Origin of the sequence: Nocardioides sp. GCM10023255, assembly GCF_042653125.1 — a bacterium.
GTDB lineage: Bacteria > Actinomycetota > Actinomycetes > Propionibacteriales > Nocardioidaceae > Nocardioides.
Genome location: NZ_JBHSHU010000012.1, coordinates 183,054 through 208,941 on the forward strand (window position 1 = coordinate 183,054; position 25,888 = coordinate 208,941).

Annotated in this window: 22 protein-coding genes and 1 riboswitch; of the genes, 10 read left to right on the top strand and 12 right to left on the bottom strand. The window is 73.6% G+C overall.

The genetic code is table 11. From position 1 onward, the window contains the following. Positions 1-11: 11 nt before the first annotated feature. Positions 12-1,715 carry a dihydroxy-acid dehydratase gene (ilvD, locus tag ACFO9I_RS20315; protein WP_379184225.1) on the bottom strand — a complete coding sequence of 568 codons (1,704 nt, stop codon included), beginning with the start codon at positions 1,713-1,715 and terminating at the stop codon, positions 12-14. A 118-nt stretch (positions 1,716-1,833) separates the two neighbouring features. On the opposite strand from ilvD, the gene ACFO9I_RS20320 reads away from it, so the two are divergent. Then, complete coding sequence (locus ACFO9I_RS20320; protein ID WP_379184227.1) at positions 1,834-2,772, top strand: phosphotransferase enzyme family protein; 939 nt, start codon at positions 1,834-1,836, stop codon at positions 2,770-2,772. Between the two features lie 7 nt (positions 2,773-2,779). Here ACFO9I_RS20320 and ACFO9I_RS20325 read toward each other — a convergent pair whose 3' ends face one another. Further along, positions 2,780-3,238, bottom strand: coding sequence for an SRPBCC family protein (locus ACFO9I_RS20325; RefSeq protein WP_379184229.1), 459 nt, complete (start codon positions 3,236-3,238; stop codon positions 2,780-2,782). 115 nt (positions 3,239-3,353) lie between these two features. Here ACFO9I_RS20325 and ACFO9I_RS20330 point away from each other — a divergent pair, with 115 nt between their 5' ends. Next, the gene (locus ACFO9I_RS20330) at positions 3,354-5,024 is read left to right on the top strand and encodes an APC family permease (protein WP_379184231.1); all 1,671 of its coding nucleotides are present in this window, start codon (positions 3,354-3,356) and stop codon (positions 5,022-5,024) included. A gap of 67 nt (positions 5,025-5,091) precedes the next feature. On the opposite strand, the gene ACFO9I_RS20335 is transcribed toward ACFO9I_RS20330, so the two are convergent. After that, complete coding sequence (locus ACFO9I_RS20335; protein WP_379184232.1) at positions 5,092-6,174, bottom strand: WD40/YVTN/BNR-like repeat-containing protein; 1,083 nt, start codon at positions 6,172-6,174, stop codon at positions 5,092-5,094. A 74-nt stretch (positions 6,175-6,248) separates the two neighbouring features. Between ACFO9I_RS20335 and ACFO9I_RS20340 the strand changes: the two genes are divergently transcribed. The 4 genes from ACFO9I_RS20340 (at position 6,249) to ACFO9I_RS20355 (ending at position 9,616) form a co-directional block, all read left to right on the top strand. Further along, positions 6,249-7,100, top strand: coding sequence for an EamA family transporter (locus ACFO9I_RS20340; protein ID WP_379184234.1), 852 nt, complete (start codon positions 6,249-6,251; stop codon positions 7,098-7,100). A 105-nt stretch (positions 7,101-7,205) separates the two neighbouring features. Next, positions 7,206-7,448, top strand: coding sequence for a hypothetical protein (locus tag ACFO9I_RS20345; RefSeq protein WP_379184236.1), 243 nt, complete (start codon positions 7,206-7,208; stop codon positions 7,446-7,448). A gap of 91 nt (positions 7,449-7,539) precedes the next feature. Further along, complete coding sequence (locus ACFO9I_RS20350; protein ID WP_379184238.1) at positions 7,540-8,454, top strand: alpha/beta fold hydrolase; 915 nt, start codon at positions 7,540-7,542, stop codon at positions 8,452-8,454. Position 8,455: 1 nt separating this feature from the next. Beyond that, entirely contained in the window at positions 8,456-9,616 is a 1,161-nt protein-coding gene (locus ACFO9I_RS20355) for a PQQ-dependent sugar dehydrogenase (RefSeq protein WP_379184240.1), read from the top strand. Positions 9,617-9,726: 110 nt separating this feature from the next. Here ACFO9I_RS20355 and ACFO9I_RS20360 read toward each other — a convergent pair whose 3' ends face one another. From ACFO9I_RS20360 to gatC, 8 genes are all read right to left on the bottom strand, one after another. Further along, entirely contained in the window at positions 9,727-10,551 is an 825-nt protein-coding gene (locus tag ACFO9I_RS20360; RefSeq protein WP_379184242.1) for an ECF transporter S component, read from the bottom strand. Next, entirely contained in the window at positions 10,548-12,125 is a 1,578-nt protein-coding gene (locus tag ACFO9I_RS20365; RefSeq protein WP_379184244.1) for an ABC transporter ATP-binding protein, read from the bottom strand. Before ACFO9I_RS20365 ends, ACFO9I_RS20360 begins: the two co-directional genes overlap by 4 nt. Next, positions 12,122-13,231, bottom strand: a complete 1,110-nt coding sequence (locus tag ACFO9I_RS20370; RefSeq protein WP_379184246.1) for an energy-coupling factor transporter transmembrane component T — start codon at positions 13,229-13,231, stop codon at positions 12,122-12,124. The genes ACFO9I_RS20365 and ACFO9I_RS20370 overlap by 4 nt, the downstream gene beginning before the upstream one ends. After that, positions 13,228-14,148, bottom strand: coding sequence for a hypothetical protein (locus tag ACFO9I_RS20375; protein ID WP_379184248.1), 921 nt, complete (start codon positions 14,146-14,148; stop codon positions 13,228-13,230). Before ACFO9I_RS20375 ends, ACFO9I_RS20370 begins: the two co-directional genes overlap by 4 nt. Then, positions 14,148-15,221, bottom strand: coding sequence for a hypothetical protein (locus ACFO9I_RS20380; protein ID WP_379184249.1), 1,074 nt, complete (start codon positions 15,219-15,221; stop codon positions 14,148-14,150). The genes ACFO9I_RS20375 and ACFO9I_RS20380 overlap by 1 nt, the downstream gene beginning before the upstream one ends. 100 nt (positions 15,222-15,321) lie before the next feature. Then, positions 15,322-15,412, bottom strand: a riboswitch (cobalamin riboswitch). Positions 15,413-15,776: 364 nt separating this feature from the next. Beyond that, positions 15,777-17,273 (bottom strand): Asp-tRNA(Asn)/Glu-tRNA(Gln) amidotransferase subunit GatB, encoded by a 1,497-nt coding sequence (gatB, locus tag ACFO9I_RS20385; protein ID WP_379184251.1) that lies wholly within the window; start codon positions 17,271-17,273, stop codon positions 15,777-15,779. After that, on the bottom strand, positions 17,270-18,784 hold the full coding sequence (gene gatA / locus ACFO9I_RS20390; protein ID WP_379184253.1) for an Asp-tRNA(Asn)/Glu-tRNA(Gln) amidotransferase subunit GatA: 1,515 nt from the start codon (positions 18,782-18,784) through the stop codon (positions 17,270-17,272). The genes gatB and gatA overlap by 4 nt, the downstream gene beginning before the upstream one ends. Then, the gene (gene gatC / locus ACFO9I_RS20395; protein WP_379184255.1) at positions 18,781-19,080 is read right to left on the bottom strand and encodes an Asp-tRNA(Asn)/Glu-tRNA(Gln) amidotransferase subunit GatC; all 300 of its coding nucleotides are present in this window, start codon (positions 19,078-19,080) and stop codon (positions 18,781-18,783) included. The genes gatA and gatC overlap by 4 nt, the downstream gene beginning before the upstream one ends. Before the next feature lie 541 nt (positions 19,081-19,621). Here gatC and ACFO9I_RS20400 point away from each other — a divergent pair. The 4 genes from ACFO9I_RS20400 to ACFO9I_RS20415 are packed head-to-tail and all read left to right on the top strand — an operon-like array spanning position 19,622 to position 23,645. Beyond that, entirely contained in the window at positions 19,622-20,959 is a 1,338-nt protein-coding gene (locus ACFO9I_RS20400; RefSeq protein WP_379184257.1) for a PP2C family protein-serine/threonine phosphatase, read from the top strand. Beyond that, on the top strand, positions 20,956-21,975 hold the full coding sequence (locus ACFO9I_RS20405) for a cobalamin B12-binding domain-containing protein (protein ID WP_379184259.1): 1,020 nt from the start codon (positions 20,956-20,958) through the stop codon (positions 21,973-21,975). The genes ACFO9I_RS20400 and ACFO9I_RS20405 overlap by 4 nt, the downstream gene beginning before the upstream one ends. Positions 21,976-22,030: 55 nt before the next feature. After that, positions 22,031-22,549 carry a SigE family RNA polymerase sigma factor gene (locus ACFO9I_RS20410; protein WP_379184261.1) on the top strand — a complete coding sequence of 173 codons (519 nt, stop codon included), beginning with the start codon at positions 22,031-22,033 and terminating at the stop codon, positions 22,547-22,549. Then, positions 22,542-23,645, top strand: a complete 1,104-nt coding sequence (locus tag ACFO9I_RS20415) for a hypothetical protein (protein ID WP_379184263.1) — start codon at positions 22,542-22,544, stop codon at positions 23,643-23,645. The genes ACFO9I_RS20410 and ACFO9I_RS20415 overlap by 8 nt, the downstream gene beginning before the upstream one ends. Before the next feature lie 50 nt (positions 23,646-23,695). Here the strand turns inward: ACFO9I_RS20415 and ligA are convergent, their stop codons facing one another. After that, positions 23,696-25,852 carry an NAD-dependent DNA ligase LigA gene (gene ligA, locus ACFO9I_RS20420; protein WP_379184265.1) on the bottom strand — a complete coding sequence of 719 codons (2,157 nt, stop codon included), beginning with the start codon at positions 25,850-25,852 and terminating at the stop codon, positions 23,696-23,698. Positions 25,853-25,888: the final 36 nt, after the last annotated feature.

Consider the following 25,888-nt stretch of genomic DNA (forward strand, 5'->3'; position numbering starts at 1 on the left):
CAGCCGGGAGGTCAGCTGGTGACCGCGCCGTGGGCGGCGGACTGCACGACCTTGGCGTACTTGCCGAGCACCCCGCGGGTGTACTTCGGCGGGTGCGGCTCCCAGCCCTGCTTGCGCGCCCCCCACTCGTCGTCGCCGTCGATCTCGACGTCGAGCCGGCGGTTGGCGACGTCGAGCGTGATCCGGTCACCGTCGCGGACGAAGGCGATCGGGCCGGCGTCGACGGCCTCGGGGGCGACGTGGCCGACGCACAGGCCGGTCGTGCCACCGGAGAACCGGCCGTCGGTGAGCAGCAGCACGTCCTTGCCGAGACCGGCGCCCTTGATGGCGCCGGTGATCGCCAGCATCTCGCGCATGCCGGGACCGCCCTTGGGACCCTCGTAGCGGATCACCACGACGTCTCCGGCGGTGATCCGGCCGGCGGCCAGGGCGTCCATGGCGGCCCGCTCGCCGTCGAACACCCGGGCCGTGCCGGTGAAGACCGACTCGTCGAACCCGGCGGACTTCACCACCGCACCCTCGGGCGCCAGTGTGCCCTTGAGGATGGTCAGGCCTCCGGTCCTGTGGATCGGCCGGTCGAGCCTGCGGATGACGTCGTCGTCGACGGCCGGCGGGGCCAGCGCCTCGAGGTTCTCGCGCATCGTGCGCCCGGTGACGGTCAGGCAGTCGCCGTGCATCAGGCCGGCGTCGAGCAGCGCCTTCATCACCATGGGGATGCCGCCGACCTTGTCGACGTCGTTCATGACGTACTTCCCGAAGGGCTTGAGGTCGCCGAGGTGCGGGACCTTGTCGCCGATCCGGTTGAAGTCGTCGAGGGTCAGGTCGACCTCGGCCTCGCGGGCGATCGCGAGCAGGTGCAGGACCGCGTTGGTGGAGCCGCCGAGCGCCATGACGACGGTGATGGCGTTCTCGAACGCCTCCTTCGTCATGATCTGGCGGGCGGTGATGCCGCGCCGCAGCATCTCCACAACCGCCTCCCCGGAGCGGTGCGCGAAGCCGTCCCGCCGCCGGTCCACGGCCGGCGGCGCGGCCGATCCGGGCAGCGACATGCCGAGCGCCTCCCCCACCGCGGCCATGGTGTTGGCGGTGTACATGCCACCGCAGGCGCCCTCACCCGGGCAGATCGCGCGCTCGATGCGGTCGACCTCCTCGCGGCTGATCTTGCCGGCCAGGCAGGCACCGACCGCCTCGAAGGCGTCGATGATCGTGACGTCCCGGCCGTCGACCTGCCCCGGCATGATCGACCCGGCGTAGAGGAACACGCTGGCCAGGTCGAGCCGCGCGGCCGCCATCAGCATGCCCGGCAGCGACTTGTCGCAGCCGGCCAGCAGGACCGAGCCGTCGAGCCGCTCGGCCATCATCACGGTCTCGACCGAGTCCGCGATGACCTCGCGCGACACCAGCGAGAAGTGCATGCCCTCGTGACCCATGGAGATGCCGTCGGAGACCGAGATCGTGCCGAACTCGAGCGGGTAGCCGCCGGCCGCGTGCACGCCGTTCTTCACCGCCTTGGCGAGCCGGTCGAGCGACAGGTTGCAGGGGGTGATCTCGTTCCAGCTCGACGCGACACCGATCTGGGGCTTGGCGAAGTCCTCGTCCCCCATGCCGACCGCGCGCAGCATGCCGCGGGCGGCCGCCTTCTCGAGGCCGTCGGTGACGTCGCGGGAGCGGGGCTTGATGTCGATCTGTCCGTCCTGGGCGCGCTCGTCGGTCATGGCGTGGAGCCTAGTCCGGGTCGAGGGCACCGCCGGGCCCAGGCTCGTACGCCGAGAAGGTGCACGGGTGCGGCCGGAAACCCCTCGCGACCGTCCCGGCCGTGCCTACAGTGCCGTCATGCTGGAGCCGCACCTCGGCGCTCGGGTGGCCGGGGCCTTCGCGCTCGGCGGGCACGCCACCCTGACGGGGCCGGTGGCCGCCGGCCGGCTGGGACGCGTGTGGCGGCTGGAGACCGACCGCGGGACCTGGGCGGTCAAGGACACCCCGCACCCGGTCTCGGCCGCCGAGGTGGCGCGGGACGCGGCGTACCAGGACACCGTGCGGGCGCACGGTGTGCCGATGCCCGCGGTGGTCCGCGCCCCCGACGGCTCGGCACTCGTCGACGTGGAGGGGCCGGTCCGCGCCTACAGCTGGGTCGACGTGCAGCCACGTGAGCAGCGGCTGGACCCCGTCGCGGTCGGCCGGCTGCTGGCGGCCGTGCACGCCGTGCGGGTGCCGACCCGCGAGCCCGTCGACGGGTGGTACGTCGACGCCGTCGACCACGCGGTCTGGGACGTCCTGGTCACCCGGCTGGAGTCCGCCGGCGCGCCGTTCGCCGGTCGGCTGGCCACACTGCTGCCGGCGATGGGCGAGGCGGCCCGCGTGCTCGCCCCGCCGGACGACGTCCAGCTCTGCCACCGCGACCTCTGGGCCGACAACCTGCTGCGACGCCACGACGGTGGCCTGGTCGTCCTCGACTGGGAGAACAGCGGCCCGGCCGGCCCCGCCCACGAGCTCGCGATGGTGACCTACGAGTTCGGCTGCGGCGAGCCGGCCCGGATGCGGGCCGTGCGTGACGCGTACGCCGACGCGGGCGGAACCGCCCGGATCACCGGACCCGCCGACCTCACCATGCTGGTGGCCCAGACCCACCACATCCTCCAGACCGGGTGCGAGCGCTGGCTCGCGTCGGTCGACGAGGAGGGGCGCGCGGACAACGAGGCCTGGGTCTCGGAGTTCCTCGACGACCCGGTCGACGGCGGTACCGTCGAGCTGCTGCTCTCCGCCCTGGCCTGACCGGGGGTCAGCCGGCCTCGGCGACCGCCCTGAGCCGGGCGAGCCCCTTCTCGAAGTCCCTGCCGACCAGCCTGTCCATCGGCACGACCTTCGCCAGCACCCTGCCGAAGCCGCGGTGCTCGCCGTCCATCCGCCAGGTGACCTCGGTCCCGGACCCGGTGGGCACGAAGGTGAACGTGACGTCGTTCGTGGCCGCCCACGGCTTGAGGAAGGCCAGCTTGATCCCGATCGCCTCGGACGTCGACGACGTGATCTCCATGCTGCCCTCACCGGCCTTGCGGTTGCCGGCCCACGCGTAGTAGGCCCCCACCCCCGAGTCCGGCCCGGAGTAGGTGCGCCGCAGGTCGGGGTCCAGCCCCTCCCAGGGCGACCAGGCGGTCCACGCGTGGAAATCGACCACCAGTGCGTGCACCCGCGCCGGCTCGGCCTGGACCTGCGTCGAGCGGACGACCTCGAAGTGGCTCATGCCGACATCCTGCTGCGTCCGCCTCGGGTTTGCCACGTCACACGTCGGGTATCGGAAAGTGTTCGGCCGAATCGCCGGACCCAGCCCGACCCTCGGTGGAAAAGAGATGGTGCACATGTCCACGGACACCCAGCCCAGATCGGCGGAACGGACCGATCTCAAACGTCATGTCGGAGTGGTCGGCCTGCTGTTCGCCAGCGTCGGCTCCATCATCGGCTCCGGATGGCTGTTCGGCGCGCTGAACGCGGCCGTGGCGGCCGGGCCGGCGGCCATCATCTCCTGGGCGCTCGGTGGCGTGATGATCCTGCTGATCGCCCTCGTCTACGCCGAGCTCGGGACGATGTTCCCGCTGTCCGGCGGCGTCGTCCGGTTCCCCCACCTGGCCTTCGGCTCGTTCGCGAGCTACTCCGCCGGCTGGATCACGTGGGTGGCGGTCGCGACCACGGCCCCCATCGAGGTCGAGGCTGCGCTGCAGTACGCCACGAAGTACGCCCCGTTCACCGCGGCCCACACGGTCGCCGGCGAGACCGTCTACACGCTGACCGGCCTGGGCTACGTGAGCGCCGTGATCCTGATGGCCCTCTTCGTCGTCGTGAACTTCTTCGGCGTCCGCTGGTTCGCCCGGGTCAACAACGCCCTGGTCGGGTGGAAGGTCTTCATCATCCTCGTCGTGATCGCCGCGTTCCTCCTGAGCGCGGTGCACGGCGAGAACTTCACCAGCCACGGCTTCATGCCGCAGGGCTGGCACGGCGTCTTCACCGCCATCGCGACGTCCGGCGTCGTGTTCTCCTACCTCGGCTTCCGCCAGGGCATCGAGTTCGCGGGCGAGACCGACAACCCGCGTCGCAACGTCCCGATCGCGGTCGTCGGCTCAGTGCTGATCACCGGCCTGATCTACATCGCCCTGCAGGTCGCCTTCATCGGCGCCCTCGACCCGGCCAACCTGGAGAAGTCCGGCAGCTGGTCGGCACTGTCGTTCAGCGGCGACTTCGGGCCGCTCGCCGCGGTCGCGACCGCGCTCGGCCTCGGCTGGCTGGCGGTCCTGCTGTACGCCGACGCCATCGTCTCCCCCGGTGACACCGGCCTGATCTACACGACCACGACCTCGCGCATCTCCTATGCGATGGCGAAGAACCGCAACGCGCCGCAGGCGCTGGCCCGCACCACCGACCGCGGGGTCCCGATGATCTCGCTGATCGTGACGTTCTTCGTCGGCCTGATCGTGTTCCTGCCGTTCCCCAGCTGGCAGCAGCTGGTCGGCTTCATCACCTCCGCCACGGTGCTCTCGTTCGCCTCGGGCCCGCTGGTGCTGGGAGCGCTGCGCCGCCAGCTGCCGAACGCCGAGCGGCCGTTCCGGGTCCCGGGCGGCCACGTGATCCCGGTGCTCGCCTTCTGGGCCTCGAACATGATCGTGTACTGGTCCGGCTGGGACATCGTCTGGAAGCTGGGCGTCGCCGTGGCGATCGGCTTCGTGCTCCTACCGATCTACAAGGTGCTCGGCAACGACGTGCCCGAGCTCGACTTCGCCGCCGGCGCGAGCTGGGTGCTCCCCTGGCTGGGCGGGCTGGTGCTGCTGTCCTGGATCGGCAACTACCCCGAGCCGGCCGCCGGCAACCTCAACCTCCTGACGTTCCAGTCCTCGGTCCCGCTCATCCTCGTCTTCTCGGTCGCCATCTACGCGCTGGCGATGAAGTTCTGCCTCCCCACCGGGGAGATGGAGCGCCACATCGAGAACACGCGCGCCGAGGCCGCGCTCGAGGACGAGGAGCTCGAGGGCTCGCACTGACCCGAGCCGTCGCACGAGCACGCCAGACCCGCCCCGGCCGTCGTCGGGGCGGGTCTGCTGTTCGGGGTCAGACCGCCGCGGCCCGCACGCACATCACGTCGGGCAGGTCGCTGACCACGTTGCGCCAGGTCTCGCCGCCGTCCGCCGAGCCCCAGACCGCGCCGTTGCGGGCGCCGAAGTAGAGACCCGCCTGCTCGTGGCCGTCGGCGCACATGGCGTCGCGCATGACCGCGACGTAGAACCCGTCGGGCAGCCCCTTGCCGAGCTCCTCCCACGACTCCCCGGCATCCCGCGAGCGCCAGACCCGCGCCTTCGCCTGCGGTGGGTAGCGCCCGTCGCCGCCGTTGATCGGGAAGACGTAGACGGTGTCGGGCTCGTGCGGGTGGACCACGACCGGGAAGCCGAAGTCGGCCGGCAGTCCGTCCGCGATCGACTGCCACGAGGCGGCGTGGTCGTCGGAGCGGTAGACACCGCCGTGGTTCTGGAGGAAGAGCCGCTCGGGGCGGGAGGGGTGCCGGGCCACCTTGTGCACGCACTGGCCGAACTCGGGGTACTGCTGCCCCTCGGGCAGGAACTCCGCCCGGATGCCCTGGTTGCGCGGCTCCCACGAGGCACCGCCGTCCGCGGTCTGGTAGACGCCGCCGGTCGAGAGCGCGGCCGTGACCGAGGCCGGGTCGGTCGGGTGCGGGAGCACGGTGTGGAAGGCCTGGCCGCCGAAGCCGGCGTTCCACTGCGGGCGGTGCGGGTGGTCCCAGAGCGCCTGCTCGAGCGCGAAGCTCGCACCGCCGTCGGTCGAGCGCCAGACCGCGCCCGGCTCCGTGCCGGCGTACACGACGCCGGGCTCGGCGCCGGGAACGAGCTGCCACACCCGCTCGACCTTGGCGTCGGAGCCCTCGGGGAAGCGGATCGCGCCGCCCGGGGTCTCCTCCCAGGAGGCGCCGAGGTCGTCGGAACGACGCACCTGGGGACCCAGCCACGGACTGGAGGTGCCGACGAGGAGCCGTGGCCGCTCCCCCCGCGTGTCGACCAGGCAGGAGTAGACCTCCTCCATGTCGAAGTGGGGACCGGTGAACCGCCACTCCTCGCGCGCCTCGTCGGAGGTTCCGATCCACAGGCCCTTGCGGGTGCCCACCAACAGCACGGTGTCCATCCAACTGCTCCCTTCGCGACGCGCCCCTGACCCCGTTGATCACAGCATGCGCCGCCGACACCTACATTGACCCGGTGACGTCTCGGATTTCACCGGTCTGGCTGGTGCTTGTCGGGATCCTGTCGGTCCAGTTCGGCGCGGGCGTCGCGAAGAGCCTCTTCGACGAGGTCTCCCCCACGCTGATCGTGTGGCTGCGGCTGGTCACCAGCGCGGTCGTGCTGGTCGCGATCGCGCGCCCGGCGCTGCGGCGTACGGGCCGGGACTGGCTGGTCGTCGCGGGGTTCGGGGCCAGCCTCGGGGTCATGAACTGGGCGATCTACCAGTCCTTCGCCCGGATCCCCCTCGGCATCGCGGTCACCGTCGAGTTCGTCGGCCCGCTCGCGCTGGCGGTGCTCGGCTCCCGGCGCCCGCGGGACCTGGTCTGGGTGGGCCTGGCGGCGCTGGGCGTCGCCCTGCTGGGCCTGGAGCGCGGCGACGTCACCCTCGCGGGCGTGCTGTTCGCGCTGCTCGCCGGCATCGCCTGGGCGACCTACATCCTGCTGAGCGCGCAGACGGGACGCCGGTGGCCGGGCCTCGACGGGCTGGCGGTGGCCAGCGTCGTGGCCACCCTGCTGCTCACCCCGCTCGCCCTGGGCGCCGGTGGCTCCGACCTCGCGGACGGGCGGGTGGTGCTGCTGGGCGCGCTGGTCGGCCTGCTCAGCTCGGTCATCCCCTACAGCTGCGAGCTCGTCGCCCTGCGGTCCCTGAGCCCCGCGGTCTTCAGCATCCTGATGAGCCTCGAGCCGGCCGCCGCCGCGCTCGCCGGCATCGTGGTGCTCGGGGAGTTCCTCGAGCCCGTGCAGTGGGTCGCGATGGCCTGCGTGGTGATCGCGAGCGTCGGCGCGACGCGCAGCGGCCACGCCATCACCGAGCCCGTCCCGGACTGATGCGGACCGGGGCAGGCGGAGTTCACGTAGACGTCACACGACGTTGACGCCGGTGACGCGCACGGCTCCTAGCGTGGAGGCACGACCACGTCACGGGAGCCGCTCATGTTCACCACCGCACTGCTGACCCAGCCGCTGTCGCCGCTCACGCAGCCGGCCCACCGCCTGGCGAGCGCCGTGCTGAGCTGGCCCGTCGAGTCCCAGCAGCGGGCTCGACGCAACGCCCTGATCGCCTCCACGGCACTCGCACAACGGCGTGCGGAGCTCGACGAGGTCGAGGAGTTCCTCGCCGCTCTCGGCAAGGGCTCGTTCGCGGAGGAGGCAGCCCGCAGGGCTGCGAACGGCTGAGCTCACCGGGCTCTCCCCCCTCCCTGGGGGACCCGGTGAGCTCAGCCACTCCTCCCACGTCGCAGCTCGACGCTGGGGCACAATCGGGCGCATGCCCGCCCCCGCCACGCGCACCGCGACCACCACCGCGGTCGGCTTCCACGACGTGCTCTCCGACGACGGGACCCGGCTGCGGGCCTGGACCAACGACCCGGACGGCGTCATCGACGGCCCCACCGTGGTGCTCTGCAACGGCCTCGGCACCAACCCGTGGGCCTGGCCGGCGCTGCTGAGCCCGGACTGCGGCGTCCGCGTCGTGTCGTGGAACCACCGGGGCACCGGCGGCTCCGACCGACCCACCGATCCCGACCGGGTCGGCATCGAGGAGTTCGTCGAGGACGGGCTGTCGGTCATGGATCACTTCGGCATCGACCGTGCGGTGCTGGTCGGCTGGTCGATGGGCGTCAACACGATGTTCGAGCTCGCGCTCGCCCACCCCGAGCGGGTCTCCGGCCTGTTCGCGGTGGCCGGCGTCCCGGGCGACACCTTCTCCACGATGCTCGGCCCACTGCTGCTCCCCCGCTTCGCCGCCCGAGCGATCACGGTCAACCTCTCCCGCGCGCTGAGGCTCGGCGGCCGGCTGCTCACCCCCGTCGCCTCCCGGCTCCCGGTCGGGCCCCGGGGCATCGCCGTGCTCTCCCGCACCGGCTTCATGTTCCCGGTGCCCGACCCCGAGCTGGCGGCGCACGCGGTCGCGGAGTTCCTCAAGACCCCGGTCGAGTGGTACTTCCACCTCGCGCTGCGCACCTCCGAGCACGCCCGGGTCCCGCTCAGCCAGATCCGGGTCCCGGTCGTGCTGGTGGCCGGCACCTTCGACGTGCTCGCCGGCGCCCGGCACATGGCCACCGCGGCCGAGCGACTCGTGGACGCGACGTACGTCGAGCTGCGGGGCAGCCACTTCCTCCAGATGGAGCACCCCGACCGCGTCCACGGCCTGCTGCGCGCCTTCCTGGAGCGGGTGGGCTGACGTGCGGACGCGCGAGGCGTCGTCCCTGGCCGGGTGCCTGCTCGCGGCGTGCGTCCTCGCGGGGTGCTCCGAGAACGGGTCTCCGCGCCCCGACGAGACGGTCACCGCCACCGCGTCGCCGACCGGTGGCGCGTCGTCGCAGGAGCCGTCCACGCCGTCCACGTCCTCGCCCCGTCCGGCCCGGCCGCCGCGCGTCGTGGGCACCGTCGCCACCGGCCTCAGCGTGCCGTGGGGCATCGGCTTCCTGCCGGGCGGAGACGCGATCGTCACCGAGCGGGACACCCGCCGGGTGCTGCGCATCCACGGCCCCGCACACCGGGTCGAGGTCGTCGACACGCTCGACGACCCGGTCGGGCCCGGCGACGCCGGCGAGTCCGGGCTGCTCGGTGTCGCGGTGTCCCCCGACTTCCGCAGCGACCGCACGCTGTACCTCTACCTGACCACCGCGGTCGACAACCGGATCGTGCAGACGACGTACGACGGTGGACGCCTGGGACCGCTCGAGGTGGTCCTCGACGGCATCCCCAACGGCTTCATCCACGACGGCGGCCGGCTCGCGTTCGGCCCCGACGGCTACCTGTACGCCTCGACCGGTGAGACGGGGGTCGGCGACCTCGCCCAGGACAAGGACTCCCTGGCCGGCAAGATCCTGCGGATCACCCCCGACGGCGACCCCGCCCCCGGCAACCCCTTCCCCGGCTCGCCGGTCTGGTCCTACGGGCACCGCAACGTGCAGGGCCTCGCCTTCGACGACCGCGACCGGCTGTGGGCCTCGGAGTTCGGCCAGGACACCTTCGACGAGCTCAACCTGATCGAGCCGGGGCACGACTACGGGTGGCCGATCGTCGAAGGGCGTGGCGGTCGCGACGGGCTCACCGACCCCCAGGTGGTCTGGGACCCCGAGGTCGCCTCCCCGTCCGGGCTGGCCTTCGCCGACGGCCACCTCTGGCTCGGCTCGCTGCGCGGGCAGCGGCTGTGGCGCATCGACGTCAGCGGTCCCCGGGCCACCGACCCCACGGACTTCTTCGTCGGGCGGTACGGCCGGATGCGCACCGTCGTCGTCGCACCCGACGGCCGGCTCTGGGTGACGACCAGCAACCGCGACGGCCGGGGCGACCCGGTCGCCGGCGACGACCGGATCCTCCTCGTCGACCCCGTGTGACCCGGTGGACGAGGTCGTCCCGACGAGGCCGAGCTGCGCTCCCGCGGTGTCGCCGTGCACCGGACGTCGTAGAACGACCAGGACCCGCGCAGCAGGGCACGCAGGATCGGCTAGCCCGCCGCCCGGCTCGGCTCGCGGGTGCCGATCGTGCCGGTGACGGTCGCCCGCCGCGACGCCCGCCGCAGCGTCGTCAGCACGGCCGGGCCGAGCACCACCAGCGCGAGCGAGTTGGTGATCGCGCGGCCGGTGTCCCAGCTGCCCGTGGAGGTCAGCAGCGTGTAGACGCCGAACCGCTGCAGGTTCTCCCACACCGGGTCACCAGGCACGAACGACAGCGAGCCCTCGTGGCCCGGCACCTCGATGCCGAGGGTGAAGGGCCAGCTGGAGAGGTTCATCAGCAGGCCGAACGCGTACGCCGCGAACACGCCGTACACCACCAGCATGAGGATCTCGGCCCGACCGGTCACGCGTCCCGGGAGCAGGCCGGCACCCATCCCGACCCACGCCGACACGAGCATCTGGAACGGCAGCCAGGGCCCCACCCCGGCCGTCATCAGCGCCGAGGCGAACAGCGACGTGCAGCCGAGCACGAAGCCGAAGCCGGGCCCGAAGACGCGGCCGGCCAGGATCAGCAGGAAGAACACCAGCTCCACGCCGGCCACGCCCGCCGAGAGGCCGCGCAGCAGCGCGTTGATCGCGCTCAGCACGCCCAGCACCGCGAGGACCCGCGGGTCCATGCCGCCCTCGCTCACCTCCGCGAGGACCACCGCGATGACGATCGGCAGCAGGGCCAGGAACAGGAACGGCGGATCCACACGCGCGTGGTCGGGCACCCGCACCAGCAACGGCCAGGCGAGCATCATCAGGCCGGCGATCGAGGCGACGGCGAGCACCACCGCAGACCGGGGCGCGAGCGCGACGGCGGGGCGGCTCATGAGGCGTCCAGCGCGGCGACGACCTCGTCGACGCGCAACCACGGGGCGCCGAGGACCTTGGTGACCTGGGGGGCGAAGGCGGGCGACTCGGCGACCACCCGGCGTACCGGCCCGGAGGAGACGACCTCACCCTCGGCCAGCACGACCACGTCGTCGGCCGCCTGGGCCACGAACTCGACGTCGTGGGTGGCCACCAGCACCGCGTGCCCGTCCGCGGCGAGGTCGCGCAGGATCCCGGCCAGCACGTGCTTGGCGGCGTAGTCGAGGCCGCGGGTCGGCTCGTCGAGGAGCACGACGTCGGGTCGGGTCGCCAGCACGAGCGCCAGCGCGAGCGAGAGCCGCTGCCCCTCGGAGAGGTCGCGGGGGTGGTGGTCGTCCGGGATCCCCGGCACCAGCCGGTCCAGGATCCGGCGGCACTCGCCGGAGCCGCCGTCCGCCGCGGCGCACTCCTCGCCGACCGTCTCGAGATAGAGCAGGTCCGCGGCACTCTGCGGCACCAGCCCGACCAGCGAGCGACGCCCGGCGGCATCGAGCCGCGCGGGGTCCAGCGCCCCGACCCGCACGTCCCCGGAGTGCCGGCGACCGCTGCCCTGCAGCGCCCACAGCAGCGACGACTTGCCGGAGCCGTTGCGCCCCATCAGGGCGGTGACGCGACGACCGGGGAGCGCGACGTCGACGTCGCGCAGCGCCACGGTCGGCCCGTGCACCACGGTCACCCCCTGCGCCTGCAGGCCCGCCTCGGTCGCGACCTCGGGCTGCAGGGGCGGCGTGCCCAGCCGCTCGCCGAGGCCACGGGCCCGACGCCGCGCGTCGCGGACGCTGAGCGGCAGCGGGTGCCAACCGGCGGCGCGGCCGAGCTCCACGATCGGCGGCACCACCGGGGAGTCGGCGAGCAGGTCGACCGGCTCCCCCACCCGCACGGCGCCGTCCCCGGTCATCAGGCACATCCGGTCGACGAACGGCACCACGCGCTCGAGGCGGTGCTCGGCCAGCAGCACCGACACCCCGAGGTCGTGCACCAGCCGGGTCAGGGTGGCGAGCACGTCCTCGGCCGCCGTGGGATCGAGGGCGGACGTCGGCTCGTCGAGCACCAGCAGCCGGGGGTGCATGGTCAGCACGGAGCCGATCGCGACCCGCTGCTGCTGCCCGCCCGAGAGGGTGCGCAGCGCCCGGTGCCGCAGGTCGGCGATGCCGAGCAGGTCCAGCGTCTCCTCGACCCGGCGGCGCATCGTCTCCGGCGGTAGCCCGAGCTGCTCCATGCCGTAGGCCAGCTCCTCCTCGACCGTGTCGGTGACGAAGCCGGCGGCCGGGTCCTGGCCGACGTACCCGACGACGTGCGCGCGCTCGCGCGGCGGACGACCCACGACGCTCTCGCCGTCCAGCAGCACGTCGCCGTCGAGACGACCGCCGCTGAACCGCGGGACCAGCCCGGTCACGACCCCGAGCAGCGTCGACTTGCCGACCCCGGTGGGGCCGGACACGAGGACCAGCTCGCCCTCGTCGATGGTCAGGTCGACCCCGTCGAGCACCGGGGCGTCGTCGTAGGCGAAACGGATGCCGCGCAGCTCGATCATGCCGCCACCTCCTGCCGGACGGGTCGCGGGGCGACGTACGGCGTGGGGGGCGGCGGCGCGCAGAGCCCGCCGCCGAGCGCGACCGCGACCGCGAGCAGCGACACCGCGCTGACCTGGGGGAACGTCGATAGATCGGGGAACGCGAGCGGCACCTGGTGGCGCGACACCCACCAGCCGAGCGCGCCGGTGACCACCCCGGCGGCGACCACGGCGAGCTCCGGCCACTCCCAGGGGTCGGGCCGGTAGCGGGACCGCTCGACCCGGCGCCCCGCGCTCAGCAGGCCCACGACGGCGGCGAGCGTGCCGGCGGCGAGCATCGGGAGCGCGAGGTAGCGCGGGGCGGTCCGGTCGAGCACCGCGTAGACACCCACGCAGATGCCCCCGAGACCGGCCAGCATCAGCGCGCCGGTCAGCCGCCGGCGCCCGGCCGAGAGACCGCCGGTGCGGCCGTAGCCGCGGGCGTCCATCCCGGCGGCGAGCGCCAGGGAGCGCTCGAGCGCGTCCTCGAGCACGGGCACCAGGAACCGGCGCAACCGGCCGACGCGGCTCGTGTCCCCGGCCCGGAGGCTCTGCGCGGCGCGCACCCGCCGCGCGCTGTCGGCGAGCTGCGGCAGCACCGAGACCGCGACGACCAGCGCCGTGCCGATCTCGTAGAGGGCCGGCGGGACCGAGCGCAGCAGGCGCTTGGGGTTCGCCAGCGAGTTGGCGGCGCCGACGCAGATCACGATGGTGCCGAGGCGGAGGCCGTCGTAGAGCCCGGCCAGCAGCGACTCCAGGGTCACCGGCCCCAGCAGCGTGATGCCCGCGACCCAGTCGGGCAGCGGCACCTCGGGCAGGTCGAGCAGCACGGTGCCGGCGTACCCGCCCCCGAAGACCAGCCGGAAGACCACCCGCACGACCACGATCACCACGGCCATCCCGACGTAGAGCCGGAAGGACCGCGCCCACGGCTGGTCCGACCGCCGCGCGACCACCACCACCGTCGTCGCCGCCACCAGGAGCAGCAGGACGAACGGGTTGGTGGTCAGCGAGGCGGCCGTGGCCAGGCCGATGGCCCACAGCCACCAGGCCACGGGGTGCAGGTCGCGCGGGAGTCGGGAGCTCACGGTCCGGGGGTCCCCCGTCTGCGGCGTACGACGGCCGTGCCCGCCGCGGCTGCGAACAGCAGGCCGATGGCGGCCGGGGCCACCCACGACGGCAGGCCACCCGAGTCGGTGCCGGGCGGGTCCGAGGTCGCCGAGGCGGGGCTGGGGGACGCACTGTCCTCCGCGGAGGGCGACGCCCCGTCGGTCGGACCGTGGGTGTGCTTCTTCTTCTCCGCGGAGTCCCGCTTCTCCGAACGCTTGCCGGCCTCCTGCTTCGCCATCTGGTCGTCCGGGACCGCCGAGCCCGAGGCCGACGGCGACGTCGAGGTGGAGCCCGACGGGGAGCTGCCGTCGGTCGTGCCTCCGGACGGGCTGCTCCCCCCGGTCCCGGGACCGGTGCCACCGCCGCTGGTCGTGGGATGGGCCGTGGGGTGCGGCGTCGGGCTGGGAGAGCTGCTCGCGTGGGCCCTCGGGGCCGCCCCCGGCGGGGACTTGGTGGAGCTGCCGTTCCACGACAGGGCCACGTAGCCGCCCTCGGGGACCTCGAGCGCGTCCACGCCCTCGGTCGCGTAGGTCCAGGTGCCGGAGGTGCCGTCGGACCACCACAGGCCCCAGTAGGCGTCCGCGGGAGGCGTGCGGACGCAGGACTCCTCGTCCTGGGTCGGCAGGCCGTCGACGCGGCAGACGAAACCGGGCTGCTGCTGCACACGGGTCAGCGTGAAGCCGGACTCGGTGAGCTGCTGGGCGGCGGTCTTGCCGGCGCCGCCGGAGTCACAGACCTGCTGCAGCCCTCCCCCGAGCTCGTGGTAGTCGACGACCACGGTCACGCCGTCGGCGTCGGGGCAGGCGGCGGCCGTCGCCGGCGCGGCGGGTACGACGAGCCCGGCCGCCGCGGTCAGCACGACCGCGGCGGCGAGGCGGGCGACGAGCGCGCGCATCAGCGGCAGTTCTCGACCTGCAGGTAGGCCAGGGCCGGGGCGGCCTGCGAGGTCGCCCGACGCCACTGGTCGCGCTGCGCGTCGCCGATGCCGTCGCTCTTGGCAGCCTTGAACGCGGCGCGGTCGTAGGCGATCGCGCCCTTCTCGCCCGCGAGCGGGGTGCCGGACACGTCGCCCGAGACCTGCAGGCCCTTGACCCACCGCGCAGCCCTGGCCGCGGGCTTGCAGGCGCCCGCCTCGGCCAGCGCCCACCCGGCCAGGCCGGTGCTGTTGGCGTTGCTGGCCTCGGTGGCAGGGCCGCCGCCGAAGCTGCCGTTGTCCTTCTGGTGCCGCTTCAGCCAGGCCACGGCGTCCTTGATCGCGGACCGCACGGCCTTCGTCTTGTGGGGCGTCGCCCTGAGGTTCAGCACCGCCAGCGCCGTCACGTCGGTGTCCGGGGCGCTGGTCGTGGCGCGCTTGCCCGCGTCGCAGCTCTGGTCCTTCTTGGCGAGGCCGGCGAAGTTCAGCCGAAAGTAGCCCGCGCTGCACTGCTGCTCCAGCAGGAACCGGACCGCCTCGTCGGCCTTGCCCGACCCGGCCTTGGCGAGCCCGCGGGCCGCGAGCGCCTGGCCGATGGTGTTGGCGTAGTCCGTCTGGGCCTTGTCCTGGATCCGGCCGACCGTGGGCTTGCTGCTGCTGACCCGGGCCGCCAGTCGCTTGACCAGGTCGACGCCGCCGAACGAACGCGGATCGGCACCGGTCGTCTCGGCCAGCACGAGGGCCTTGGCCACCGAGCCGGCGTAGACGTCGTCGCCGAAGGTGGTCCAGGCGTCGACGTTCCCGGCGAGCGCCTTGCGCACCTGCTTGACCGCCGGGCGGTGGCCGCCGATGGCGTCCAGGGCGATCGCGGTGTCGGCGGTCAGGCCGTAGTCGTCGAAGTCGTACTGGTCGTTGTGGACGAGCCCGTCGGTCAGCTGGCGGTCCAGCCACTGCCCGCTCCGGTCGGCGGGGGCCGCCTGGGCGGCGCCGGCGATGGTGGTGGCGATGAGGGCGCCGGCGGCCAGGACGGCGGCCGGACGGTGGAGGTGACGCATGGTGTTTCCTTCCCGCTGCAGAGCGGGCAGGAACCGAGGCCGGAGGCCGGGCGCCACCCGCTGCTTTCCTCGACAGCGTGTGATCAGGACGCGTCGCAGCGGGTGCTCCGGCTCGCAGTCCCGATCCTGCCGGGGCAGGTGCGGGACGGCCTACGGTTGCGGGTCAGCGCCGGACTTCGACCGGCTTTCCCCAGTGCGGGCGTGATGAGTGGTGGCGGCAGCCTACCAACGCCGGACGGCCAGGTGTCAGTGCCGTCCGTCACCGCCCCGGAACGACGCCGACTCGGCGCAAGCTCGCCGCACAACGACGCCGAGTCGGCGCAAGCTCGCCGCGCAACGACGCCGAGTCGGCGCAAGCTCGCCGCACAACGACGCCGAGTCGGCGCAAGCTCGCCGCACAACGACGCCGAGTCGGCGCAAGCTCGCCGCACAACGACGCCGAGTCGGCGCAAGCTCGCCGGTTGCCGACGAGCTTGCGCCGACTCGACCCGAATTCCCACGGCACTTGCGCCGACTCGACCCGGATTCCCACGGCACTTGCGCCGACTCGACGTCCTAGGAGAGCTTCTCCAGGATCAGCTCGCGGACCCGGGCGGCGTCGGCCTGGCCGCGCATCTCCTTCATGACCGCGCCGATGAGCGCGCCGGCCGCCGCGACCTTGCCGTCGCGGATCTTGTCCGCCACGTCGGGGTTGGCTGCGATGGCGTTGTCGACCGCGGTCCCGAGGGCGCCGTCGTCGGAGACGATCGCGAGCCCGCGGGACTCGACGATCTCGTCGGGTGTGCCCTCGCCGGCCAGCAGTCCGTCGAAGACCTGGCGAGCCAGCTTGTCGTTGATCTTGCCCTCGTCCACCAGCGCCTGGACGCGTGCGACGTCACCCGGGGTGACGGCCAGCGAGGTCAGCTCCACGCCGGCCTCGTTCGCGCGTCGCGCCATGTCCGAGAGCCACCACTTGCGCGCCGCCTGCGGGGTCGCACCGGCCGCGATGGTCTGCTCGACCAGGCCGAGCGCGCCGGCGCCGACGGTGTCGCGCATCTCGAGGTCGGAGAAGCCCCACTCGGCCTGCAGGCGGGCCCGCTTCTGGGTGGGGTTCTCCGGCAGCGTGCCGCGGAGCTCCTCGACCCACTCGCGCGACGGCGCCACCGGCACCAGGTCCGGCTCGGGGAAGTAGCGGTAGTCCTCGGCGTCGGACTTCTCACGACCGCTGGTCGTGATCCCGGTGTCCTCGTGCCAGTGCCGGGTCTCCTGCAGGATCGACCGGCCCTCCTCGAGGACCGCTGCGTGCCGCGACATCTCGTAGCGGACCGCCCGCTCGACCGAGCGCAGGGAGTTGACGTTCTTGGTCTCGGTGCGGGTGCCGAGCACCCCCGAGCCCTTGGGGGCCAGCGAGAGGTTGACGTCGGCGCGGATGGAGCCCTGGTCCATCCGGGCGTCCGAGACACCGAGCGCGACGATCAGCTCGCGCAGCTGGGCGACGTACGCCTTGGCGATCTCCGGCGCCTTGGCGCCGGCGCCCACGATCGGCCTGGTGACGATCTCGATCAGCGGGATGCCGGCGCGGTTGTAGTCGACCAGCGAGTAGTCGGCGCCGTGGATGCGACCGGTGGCACCGCCGACGTGCAGGGACTTGCCGGTGTCCTCCTCCATGTGGGCGCGCTCGATCTCGACCCGGAACGTGTCACCGTCGACCTCGACGTCCATGTAGCCGTCGAAGGCGATCGGCTCGTCGTACTGGGAGGTCTGGAAGTTCTTCGGCATGTCCGGGTAGAAGTAGTTCTTCCGGGCGAACCGGCACCACTCCGCGATCCGGCAGTTCAGCGCGAGGCCGATCCGGATCGCCGACTCCACGGCCTTGCCGTTGACGACGGGCATCGCACCGGGGAGACCGAGGCAGGTCGGGCAGACCTGGGTGTTCGGCTCGGCGCCGAACTCCGTGGGGCAGCCGCAGAACATCTTCGAAGCGGTGTTGAGCTCGACGTGGACCTCGAGGCCGAGCGCCGGGTCGAAGCGCTCGAGCACCTCGTCGAAGGGGACCAGGACATCGGCGGTCATCGGGCCGCTCCTTCCAGGGCAGGGGCCTTGTCGAGCAACGGGCCGCCCCACTGCTCGAGCAGCGCCGCCTCGAGGGCGGCGCCGACCCGGTAGAGCCGGTCGTCGGCCAGGGCCGGGGCGAGGACCTGGACGCCCGCGGGGAGCCCGTCCTCGTCGGCCAGCCCGCTCGGCACCGAGATGCCGGGCACGCCGGCCAGGTTGGCGGGGATGGTCGCGAGGTCGTTGAGGTACATCGCGATCGGGTCGTCGAGCTTCTCGCCGAGCTTGAACGCCGTGGTCGGAGCGGTCGGCGACACCAGCACGTCGGCCTTGTCGAACGCGGCGGCGAAGTCGCGGCTGATCAGGGTCCGGACCTTCTGCGCCTGGCCGTAGTAGGCGTCGTAGTAGCCGCTGGACAGCGCGTAGGTGCCGAGGATGATGCGGCGCTTCACCTCGTCGCCGAAGCCGGCGTCACGCGTGGCGCGCATGACCTCCTCGGCGCTCGGGTTCTCGATGTGCTCCGGCAGCACCCGCAGGCCGTAGCGCATCGCGTCGAACTTCGCGAGGTTGCTGGAGGCCTCGGCCGGCAGGATCAGGTAGTACGCAGCCAGGGCGTGCACGAAGCTGGGGCAGGACACCTCGACGACCTCGGCGCCGGCCTTGACCATCAGGTCGACCGACTCCCGGAAGCGCGCCAGCACGCCGGCCTGGTAGCCGTCCCCGCCGAGCTCCTTCACGACGCCGATGCGCACGCCGGTCAGGTCGCCGGCCGCACCCTGCCGGGCCGCGTCGACGAGCGACGGGAGCGGCTGGTCGATGCTGGTGGAGTCGAGCGGGTCGTGGCCGCCGATCACCTCGTGCAGCAGCGCGGAGTCGAGCACGGTCCGGGTCACCGGGCCGGCCTGGTCGAGGGAGTTGGCGAGCGCGACGAGCCCGTAGCGCGACACACCGCCGTACGTCGGCTTCACGCCGACCGTGCCGGTGACGGCACCGGGCTGCCGGATCGAGCCGCCGGTGTCGGTGCCGATCGCCAGTGGTGCCTCGAACGCGGCGACCGCAGCGGCCGACCCGCCTCCGGAGCCGCCGGGGATCCGGTCGAGGTCCCACGGGTTGTGCGTGGGCCCGTAGGCCGAGTGCTCGGTGGAGGAGCCCATGGCGAACTCGTCCATGTTGGTCTTGCCGAGGATCGGCAGGCCGGCCTGCTTCAGCCGGGCGACGACGGTGGCGTCGTACGGCGGGATCCAGCCCTCGAGGATCCTCGAGCCGCAGGTGGTGGGCAGGCCCTCGGTGGCCAGCACGTCCTTGACCGCGATCGGCACGCCGTCGAGGGCCGAGGCGGGGTTGCCCGCCGCCCGGCGCTCGTCGGCCGCGGCGGCCTGCGCGAGCGCACCCTCGGCGTCGACGTGGAGGAACGCGTGGACGGCGCCGTCGACCTCGGCGATCCGGTCGAGGTGGGCGCGGGTGACCTCGACCGAGGTCGTCTCCCCTGCCGCGAGCGCGTCGGCGAGCTCGGCCGCCGTACGGCGGATCACTGCTCGTCCCCGAGGATGCGCGGCACCGCGAAGCGCTGCTGCTCCTGCGCCGGGGCGCCGGCCAGCGCCTGCTCGGCGGTGAGGCACGGGCGCACGACGTCGTCGCGGAAGACGTTCGTCAGCGGGATCGCGTGGGAGGTCGGGGGGACGTCTTCGCCGGCGACCCCGCTGATCGACGCCACCGACTCCAGGATCACCGACAGCTGCGGTGCGAGGTGGTCGAGCTCGGCGTCGTCGAGGTCGATCCGGGCGAGGTCGGCCAGGTGGGCGACCTCGTCGCGGGTGATATCGGGCATGGGCTCAATCCTAGGAGAGCCCGGCGCGGCGGCTCCCCCCGCCCGGCACCGGGCGGCGGCGCGACGTCCGTCAGCCCTGACCTGGGCGGTGCTCGCCGTCCTTGGTCCGCTTCCCGTGGGACGCGGCCCACGGCGGCTTGCCGGGGTGGGAGCCACGCTGGGTCGTGCCAGGGGACGGTTCGGAGGGCGCGGACCGGTCCGCCGGCGGTGAGGACGTCGGGGACGGGGTGTCCGACGACCCGCCGGAGCGGCTCGGCGTCGACCGGCCGTGCTCGGGGGCGGGCACCGTGGCCCGCGGCGGCACGCTGCCCGGGCGCGGTCAGCCAGGTGGCGACCGGGCGTCGCGCGCCCCGGTGCCGGTGTGCGGGGCGCGTGGTGCGTGGAGAATCCGCGCCACCGGAGTGGCCGTGCCGCTTCACCCTTTGGGGCGGACCTTCGTGGTTTCACGCCCGTTGGTGCCCGGATCCCTCCCGGCTCCGCCTAGAATCCGCGCACGGGACGCATACGCCACTCGGGCCTGCGCGCGACGGCGGGAGCAGCGGTGACCACCTCGGTCCGGGAGCGGCACGCACGTCTGCTCGCCGAGTCACGCTCGGCCGAGCCTCGGGCCCGGCTCGCGCAGGCCTCCACGCGCGCGGAGTTCCTGCTCCGCCTGTCCCGCACCGTCTCGGCGATCCAGAACCCGCAACGTGCCCTCGAGACGCTGGTCGCGGTGCTGCTCGAGGAGATGGTCGACGTCGCCCAGGTGGTCGTGCGGACCGGCCAGTGGCAGCTGGTGGCCGGCGCCGTCCAGGACGGACCACTGCGCAGCCGGTCCTCGCGGCTGGTCGACGGCACGCCCGTGGACCTCGACAACGCCCTGCGCCGGGGGCTTCGTGACGACGTCGTGGTGCCAGCGGGCGGGCCCGCGCGGCGCGAGGCGCTCGCGGCCTTCCTCCCCGACCCCGACCTGCTGGCCGAGGTCGACGCGCTCGGCACCGAGCAGCTCGCGGTGCTGCCGCTGGCGGCCCGGGGGCGCTCATTCGGCGTGCTGGTGATCGGCCGGGCCCCCGGGTTCGGCTTCGGCGACGCCCAGAACTTCCTCGACGACCTCGCCGCCCGCGTCGCGGTCGGCCTCGACGCCACCCTCGTCGTGGCGGAGAGTCGGTACGTCGCCTCGGTGCTGCGCCGCTCGCTCGCGCCTGCCGAGATGCCGCGCGTGCCCGGCCTCCAGCTCGCGACGTACTACCGGGTCGCCCACCAGTCCCAGGAGCTCGGCGGGGACTTCCTGGACGTGCACGGCCCCGACGACGACCTGATCCTGCTGTGCGGCGACGTCGCCGGGAAGGGCGTCGAGGCGGCGGTCCACGCCAAGCGGATCCGCAACGCGGTCCGGACCGCCTCGCACGTCGACCGCGCACCCAGCTGGATCCTGGGCCTCACCAACCGGGTGCTCGTGGCCGAGGCCGAGGAGTTCTCCGAGGGCATGGCGACCGGCGTCTGCGCCCGCCTGCGTCCCTGCGACGGCCACCTGCGCGTCGACCTCGCCAACGCCGGGCACCCCCCGGCGCTGGTGGTCCGGGCGGACGGCACGCTGGAGGAGGTGACCGCCGACGGGGTCGCCCTGGCCCTGCTCGACGGCGCCGTCTACGGCGAGACGCAGGTGCAGCTCGGGCCGCTCGACACGTTGCTCGTCCACACCGACGGCGTGACCGAGGCCCGTGGCGCCGACGACCTGTTCGGCGACCACCGCCTCCGGGCGGCGTTGCGCGACCTCGGTGGCCTGCCGCCGTCCGCCCTGATCGAGTCGGTGGCCGTCGCGGTGTCCGACCACCTCGGCGAACGCGCCCACGACGACATCGCCCTGCTCGCGGCCCAGTTCAGCCCGGACTCCCCGTGACCGGGGCGACGGCCGCGGTGGAGGGCGCCGACCTCGACGCCTACTGGTCGGCCGTCGCGTCCGGGGACGAGCGGACGGCGCACGCCACTGCGGCAGCGGTCCGGGAGCGCGGGGTCCCGCTCGACGTGCTCCTCGACGGGCTGGTCATCGCCACCCAGCGCCGGGTGGGCGCCCTGTGGGCGGCCGGCGAGTGGACCGTGGCCAGGGAGCACGCCGCCACCGCGGTGAACGAGGCGGTGGTCCGGCGGCTCGGCGACACCCTCGCCCCCGTGGACACCGGTCCGCTGCTGGCCGTCGCCTGCGTCGAGCGCGAGTGGCACTCGCTCCCGGCCCTGGTGGTGGCGGTCGGCCTGCAGGCGCACGGCTGCCGCGTGGCCTACCTCGGGCCCAGCGCCTCGCGTGACCACCTCGTGAGCGCGATCCTCGACACCGGCCCGCGGGCGGTCCTGCTCAGCGCCTCCCTGACCTCGTCGTTGCCCCGGGTCCGCCGCGCGATCGAGGCGGTGCGCGGGACCGGGACACCGGTGGTGGTCGGCGGCCGGGCGTTCGACGACGACGGGGTCCGGGCGCAGCGGCTCGGCGCCACCGGCTTCGCCCCGAGGCCGGAGGACGCCGTGCGGCTGGTCGCCTCCCTGCCCGTCCACGCGGCCCCCGTCCCGGCCCTGCGGCACCCGGGCGCGCTGGAGGCGCGCAGCATCGAGGCCGAGGTCGACACCATCAGCCGGGACGTCATCGCCGCGATCGGCGCCACCCTGGGCCTGGACACCGGGACCGGGGCGACCAGCGTCGACGACTGGCGGGTGGTGCTCGCGACCTTCGTCCCCCACCTCGTCGACTGCCTGGCCGGCGCCCTGCTGACCGAGGACCCCCGCGTCGTCGCGGAGAACCGCGGCTGGCTGGAGGGCGTCCTCGCCGGACGCGGCGCGCCCCCCGGCGCGGTACGGGTCACCGAGGAGGCACTCCGGCAGCGCCTGCACGACCACCCCGAGGCCGTCCGCCTCCTCGACGGGGTGTGACCCAACCGATCCGGGACCCACCGCATCCTTCGTGGTGACCACTCGAGGAGGATCGATGGCACGACCACTGACGGACGACGAGTTCACCGAGTTCGTCCATGCCACCTGGCCGGGGCTCTACCGCACCGCCTATCTCATGCTCGGCGAGCACCAGCTCGCCGAGGACCTGGTGCAGACGTCGTTGGCCAAGACCTACGCGTCCTGGCGCAAGGTGCAGGACCTCGCCGCCGCACCGGCGTACGCCCGCGTCGTGCTCGCGAACACGGCCGCGTCGTGGTTCCGGCGCCGGTCCTGGCGCAACGAGCACCCCACCGAGCTGCTGCCGGAGCAGGAGCTCCACCACGACCCGAGCAGCCGGCCCGCCGTCGTCGGCGCACTGCGGATGCTGCCGCCGCGACAGCGGGCGGTCGTCGTCCTGCGCTACTACGACGACCTCAGCGTCCGCGAGGTCGCCACCGCCCTCGGCGTCAGCGAGGGCACCGTCAAGAGCCAGACCTCGGACGCGCTGGCCCGCCTTCGCGGCCTCCTCGGCGACGCCGTCGTCCCCCAGACCCTGGGAGCCCTCCATGACTGAACGACTCTCCACGCTCCTCCACGAGGAGGCCTCCTCCCTCGAGGTCCCGACCCCCGCCGCCGGGGCCGTCCTCGCCCGCGGGCGCACCCTGCGCCGGCGCCGGCGCGGCGCCGTCGTGGTCGCCGCGGCGGCGGCGCTGGCCGTGCTGGGCTCGGGTGCCACGCTGGCGACGGACGCGTTCCGCCACGACGACCGCGCCGTCGAGCCCGCCGGGACCACGTCCGACTTCGCCTCCACCGGCGCCTTCGCGATCGGGTCCGACCTCCACATCGGCGGCCGGGTCGTCGACCTCGGGGAGCCGGTCAAGGCCGTCTACTACACCTCCGCGGGCGCTGTCGTGCGCAGCGGAGACCGCGCCGCGACCGATGCGGCCGGCGACTCCCACTACACGCTGGTGACCCCGGACGGCGCACGGTCCGCGATCGACGTGACCACGGGCGACCGGATCGTCGGCCTGGAGCCCGACAGCACGCACCTCGCGTACGCCGCGGCGCACGGCGACCGCTGGGACGTGGTGGTCCACGACGTCGTCTCCGACACCGAGCTGGCCCGGGTCACCGTCGACGGCACGTTCACGTGGGGCGGCTGGGAGGCACCCCCGGTGGTGCTGGACGGCGACACGGTGTGGGTGCACTTCGACGGCCGGTGGACCGAGGTGGACTGGCGGACCGGACGGGCCCACGAGGTCCCCGGCACCGACGGCGTGTTCGAGGCCGCGGACGGGTCCTACGCGACCCGCGACGCCGGGGACGCGTGGACCGTCCATGCCATGGCGGACGGCCGGGTGACCGGGACCGTGCCGCTGCGCAGGGGGTGGTACGCGTTCTTCTCACCCGACGGTCGCTACCTGCACGCCTTCGACAACGAGGGCATGGGCGACGACGGCCCGGCCGCGGTCGTGTACGACGCCCGCACCGGGCGCGAACGCGACGTCGCCGGCCCCCTGGACGACCTCGGCTGGACGCCGGACGGTCACACCATGGAGGTCCGCGGCCACACGCTCTCGACCTGCACGCCGGTCGGCGGCGACTGCACGGCGTACACCGTCGAGGGCGGCGGGCAGCTCAAGCTCGGCGGGAACCCGTACGGCTCCTGACGTCACTGCCGTCACGGCGCCGCGCCCCCGGGCCGGCGCCGTGACGTCGCTCAGAGAGCGTCCGGTCCCCCGTCGAGCAGCCGCTTGAACGCATCCTCGTCGAGGACCGGCACGCCGAGCTGCTCGGCCTTGTCGGCCTTGGAGCCGGCGTTCTCCCCGACCACCACGTAGTCGGTCTTCTTCGACACCGAGCCGGCGGCCTTGCCACCGCGGGCCAGGATCGCCTCCTTGGCGGAGTCGCGACTGAAGTCGACCAGGGAACCGGTCACCACGACCGTCAGCCCCTCGAGGGTGCGCGGGGTCGACTCGTCGCGCTCGTCGGCCATCGAGACCCCGGCGCGCTCCCACTTGTCGACGATGTCGCGGTGCCAGTCGACCGAGAACCACTCGATCACCGACTCGGCGATGGTCGGCCCGACCCCCTCGGCCGCGGCGAGCTCCTCCTCGGTGGCCGCGCGGATCGCCTCCATCGAGCCGAACTCGGTGGCCAGCGCGCGGGCCGCCGTGGGCCCCACGTGGCGGATCGAGAGGGCCACCAGCACCCGCCACAGCGGCACCTGCCTGGCCTTGCCGAGGTTGTCGAGCAGGCGTCGGCCGTTGGCCGAGAGCACCGGCTGGTCGCCCTCGTCCTTCTTCGGGGCGCGCGTGAACAGCGGCGCGCGGCGCAGCGCGGCCTCGTCGAGGTCGAACACGTCGCCCTCGTCGGTCACCACGCCGGCCTCGAGCAGCGCCACGGCCGCCTCGTAGCCGAGCCCCTCGATGTCGAAGGCACCCCGGCCGGCCACGTGGAAGATGCGCTCGCGCACCTGGGCCGGGCACTTCTGGTGGTTGGGGCAACGCAGGTCCTTGTCGCCCTCCTTCTGCTGCACCAGCGGGGTGCCGCAGGCGGGGCACTCGGTCGGCATCACCCACTCCGGGAGCCCCTCGGGCCGCAGCGCCAGCACCGGCCCGACGATCTCGGGGATCACGTCACCGGCCTTGCGCAGGATGACCGTGTCACCGGGCCGCACGTCCTTGCGCTTGACCTCGTGGGCGTTGTGGAGCGTCGCCATCTCCACCGTCGATCCGGCCACCCGGGTCGGCACCATCCGGCCGAACGGCGTCACCCGCCCGGTCCGGCCGGTGTTGACCTCGATCGCGAGCAGCTCGGCGTTGACCTCCTCGGGCGGGTACTTGTAGGCGATCGCCCACCGGGGGGCCCGGCTGGTCGAGCCGAGCCGCCGCTGCAGCTGCACGTCGTCGACCTTGACCACCACGCCGTCGATCTCGTGCTCGACGTCGTGGCGGTGCTCGCCGTAGTGCTCGATGAACTCCTCGACCTCGGCCAGGCTGGAGAGCACCCGGACCCGGTCGGAGACCGGGAGGCCCCAGGCCGCGAGCGCGTCGTAGGCCCGGGACTGCGACGCGGGCTCGAAGCCCTTCCGGGCGCCGATGCCGTGGCAGACCATGCCGAGCGCGCGGGTGGCCGTGACCCGGGGGTCCTTCTGCCGCAGCGAGCCGGCGGCCGCGTTGCGAGGGTTGGCGAACATCGGCTTGCCGGCGTCGGCCATCGACGCGTTGAGCCGCTCGAACGCCTCCACCGGGAGGAACACCTCGCCGCGCACCTCCACCAGCGCCGGCACGGGGAACTCGTCGGTCGGGGTGAGCCGGTGCGGCACCGAGTCGATGGTCTTCACGTTGGGCGTGACGTCCTCCCCGGTGCGGCCGTCACCGCGGGTCAGCGCGCGGACCAGGCGTCCGTCCTCGTAGAGGATGTTGATGGCCAGGCCGTCGACCTTGAGCTCGCACAGCAGGGCGGGGTCGGCCACGCCGTCGCGGGCCAGCCGGGCGTGCCAGGCCGCGAGCTCCTCGGCCGAGAAGGCGTTGTCGAGGCTCTCCATCCGCTGAAGGTGGTCGACCGCGGTGAACTCGGTCGAGACCGCTCCCCCGACCTTCTGGGTGGGCGAGTCGGGAGTACGCAGCTCGGGGAACTCCTCCTCGAGCTCCTCGAGCCGTCGCATCCTGAGGTCGAAGTCGGCGTCCGAGAGCGTCGGGTCGTCGAGGACGTAGTAGCGCCAGCGCGCCTCCTCGACCTCCTCGGTGAGCAGCCGGTGCTCGTCCCGGGCCTCGTCGGTCGCCGGGGTCGGGGCAGCGTCGGTCTTCTCCACGGGTCTATCTTGCCGAACACCACCGACAGCCCGGTGACGCCGACACCCGCGAAGGCCCATCCGCGCGCGGGGCGGCTCCGAACCACCGACGTGGCA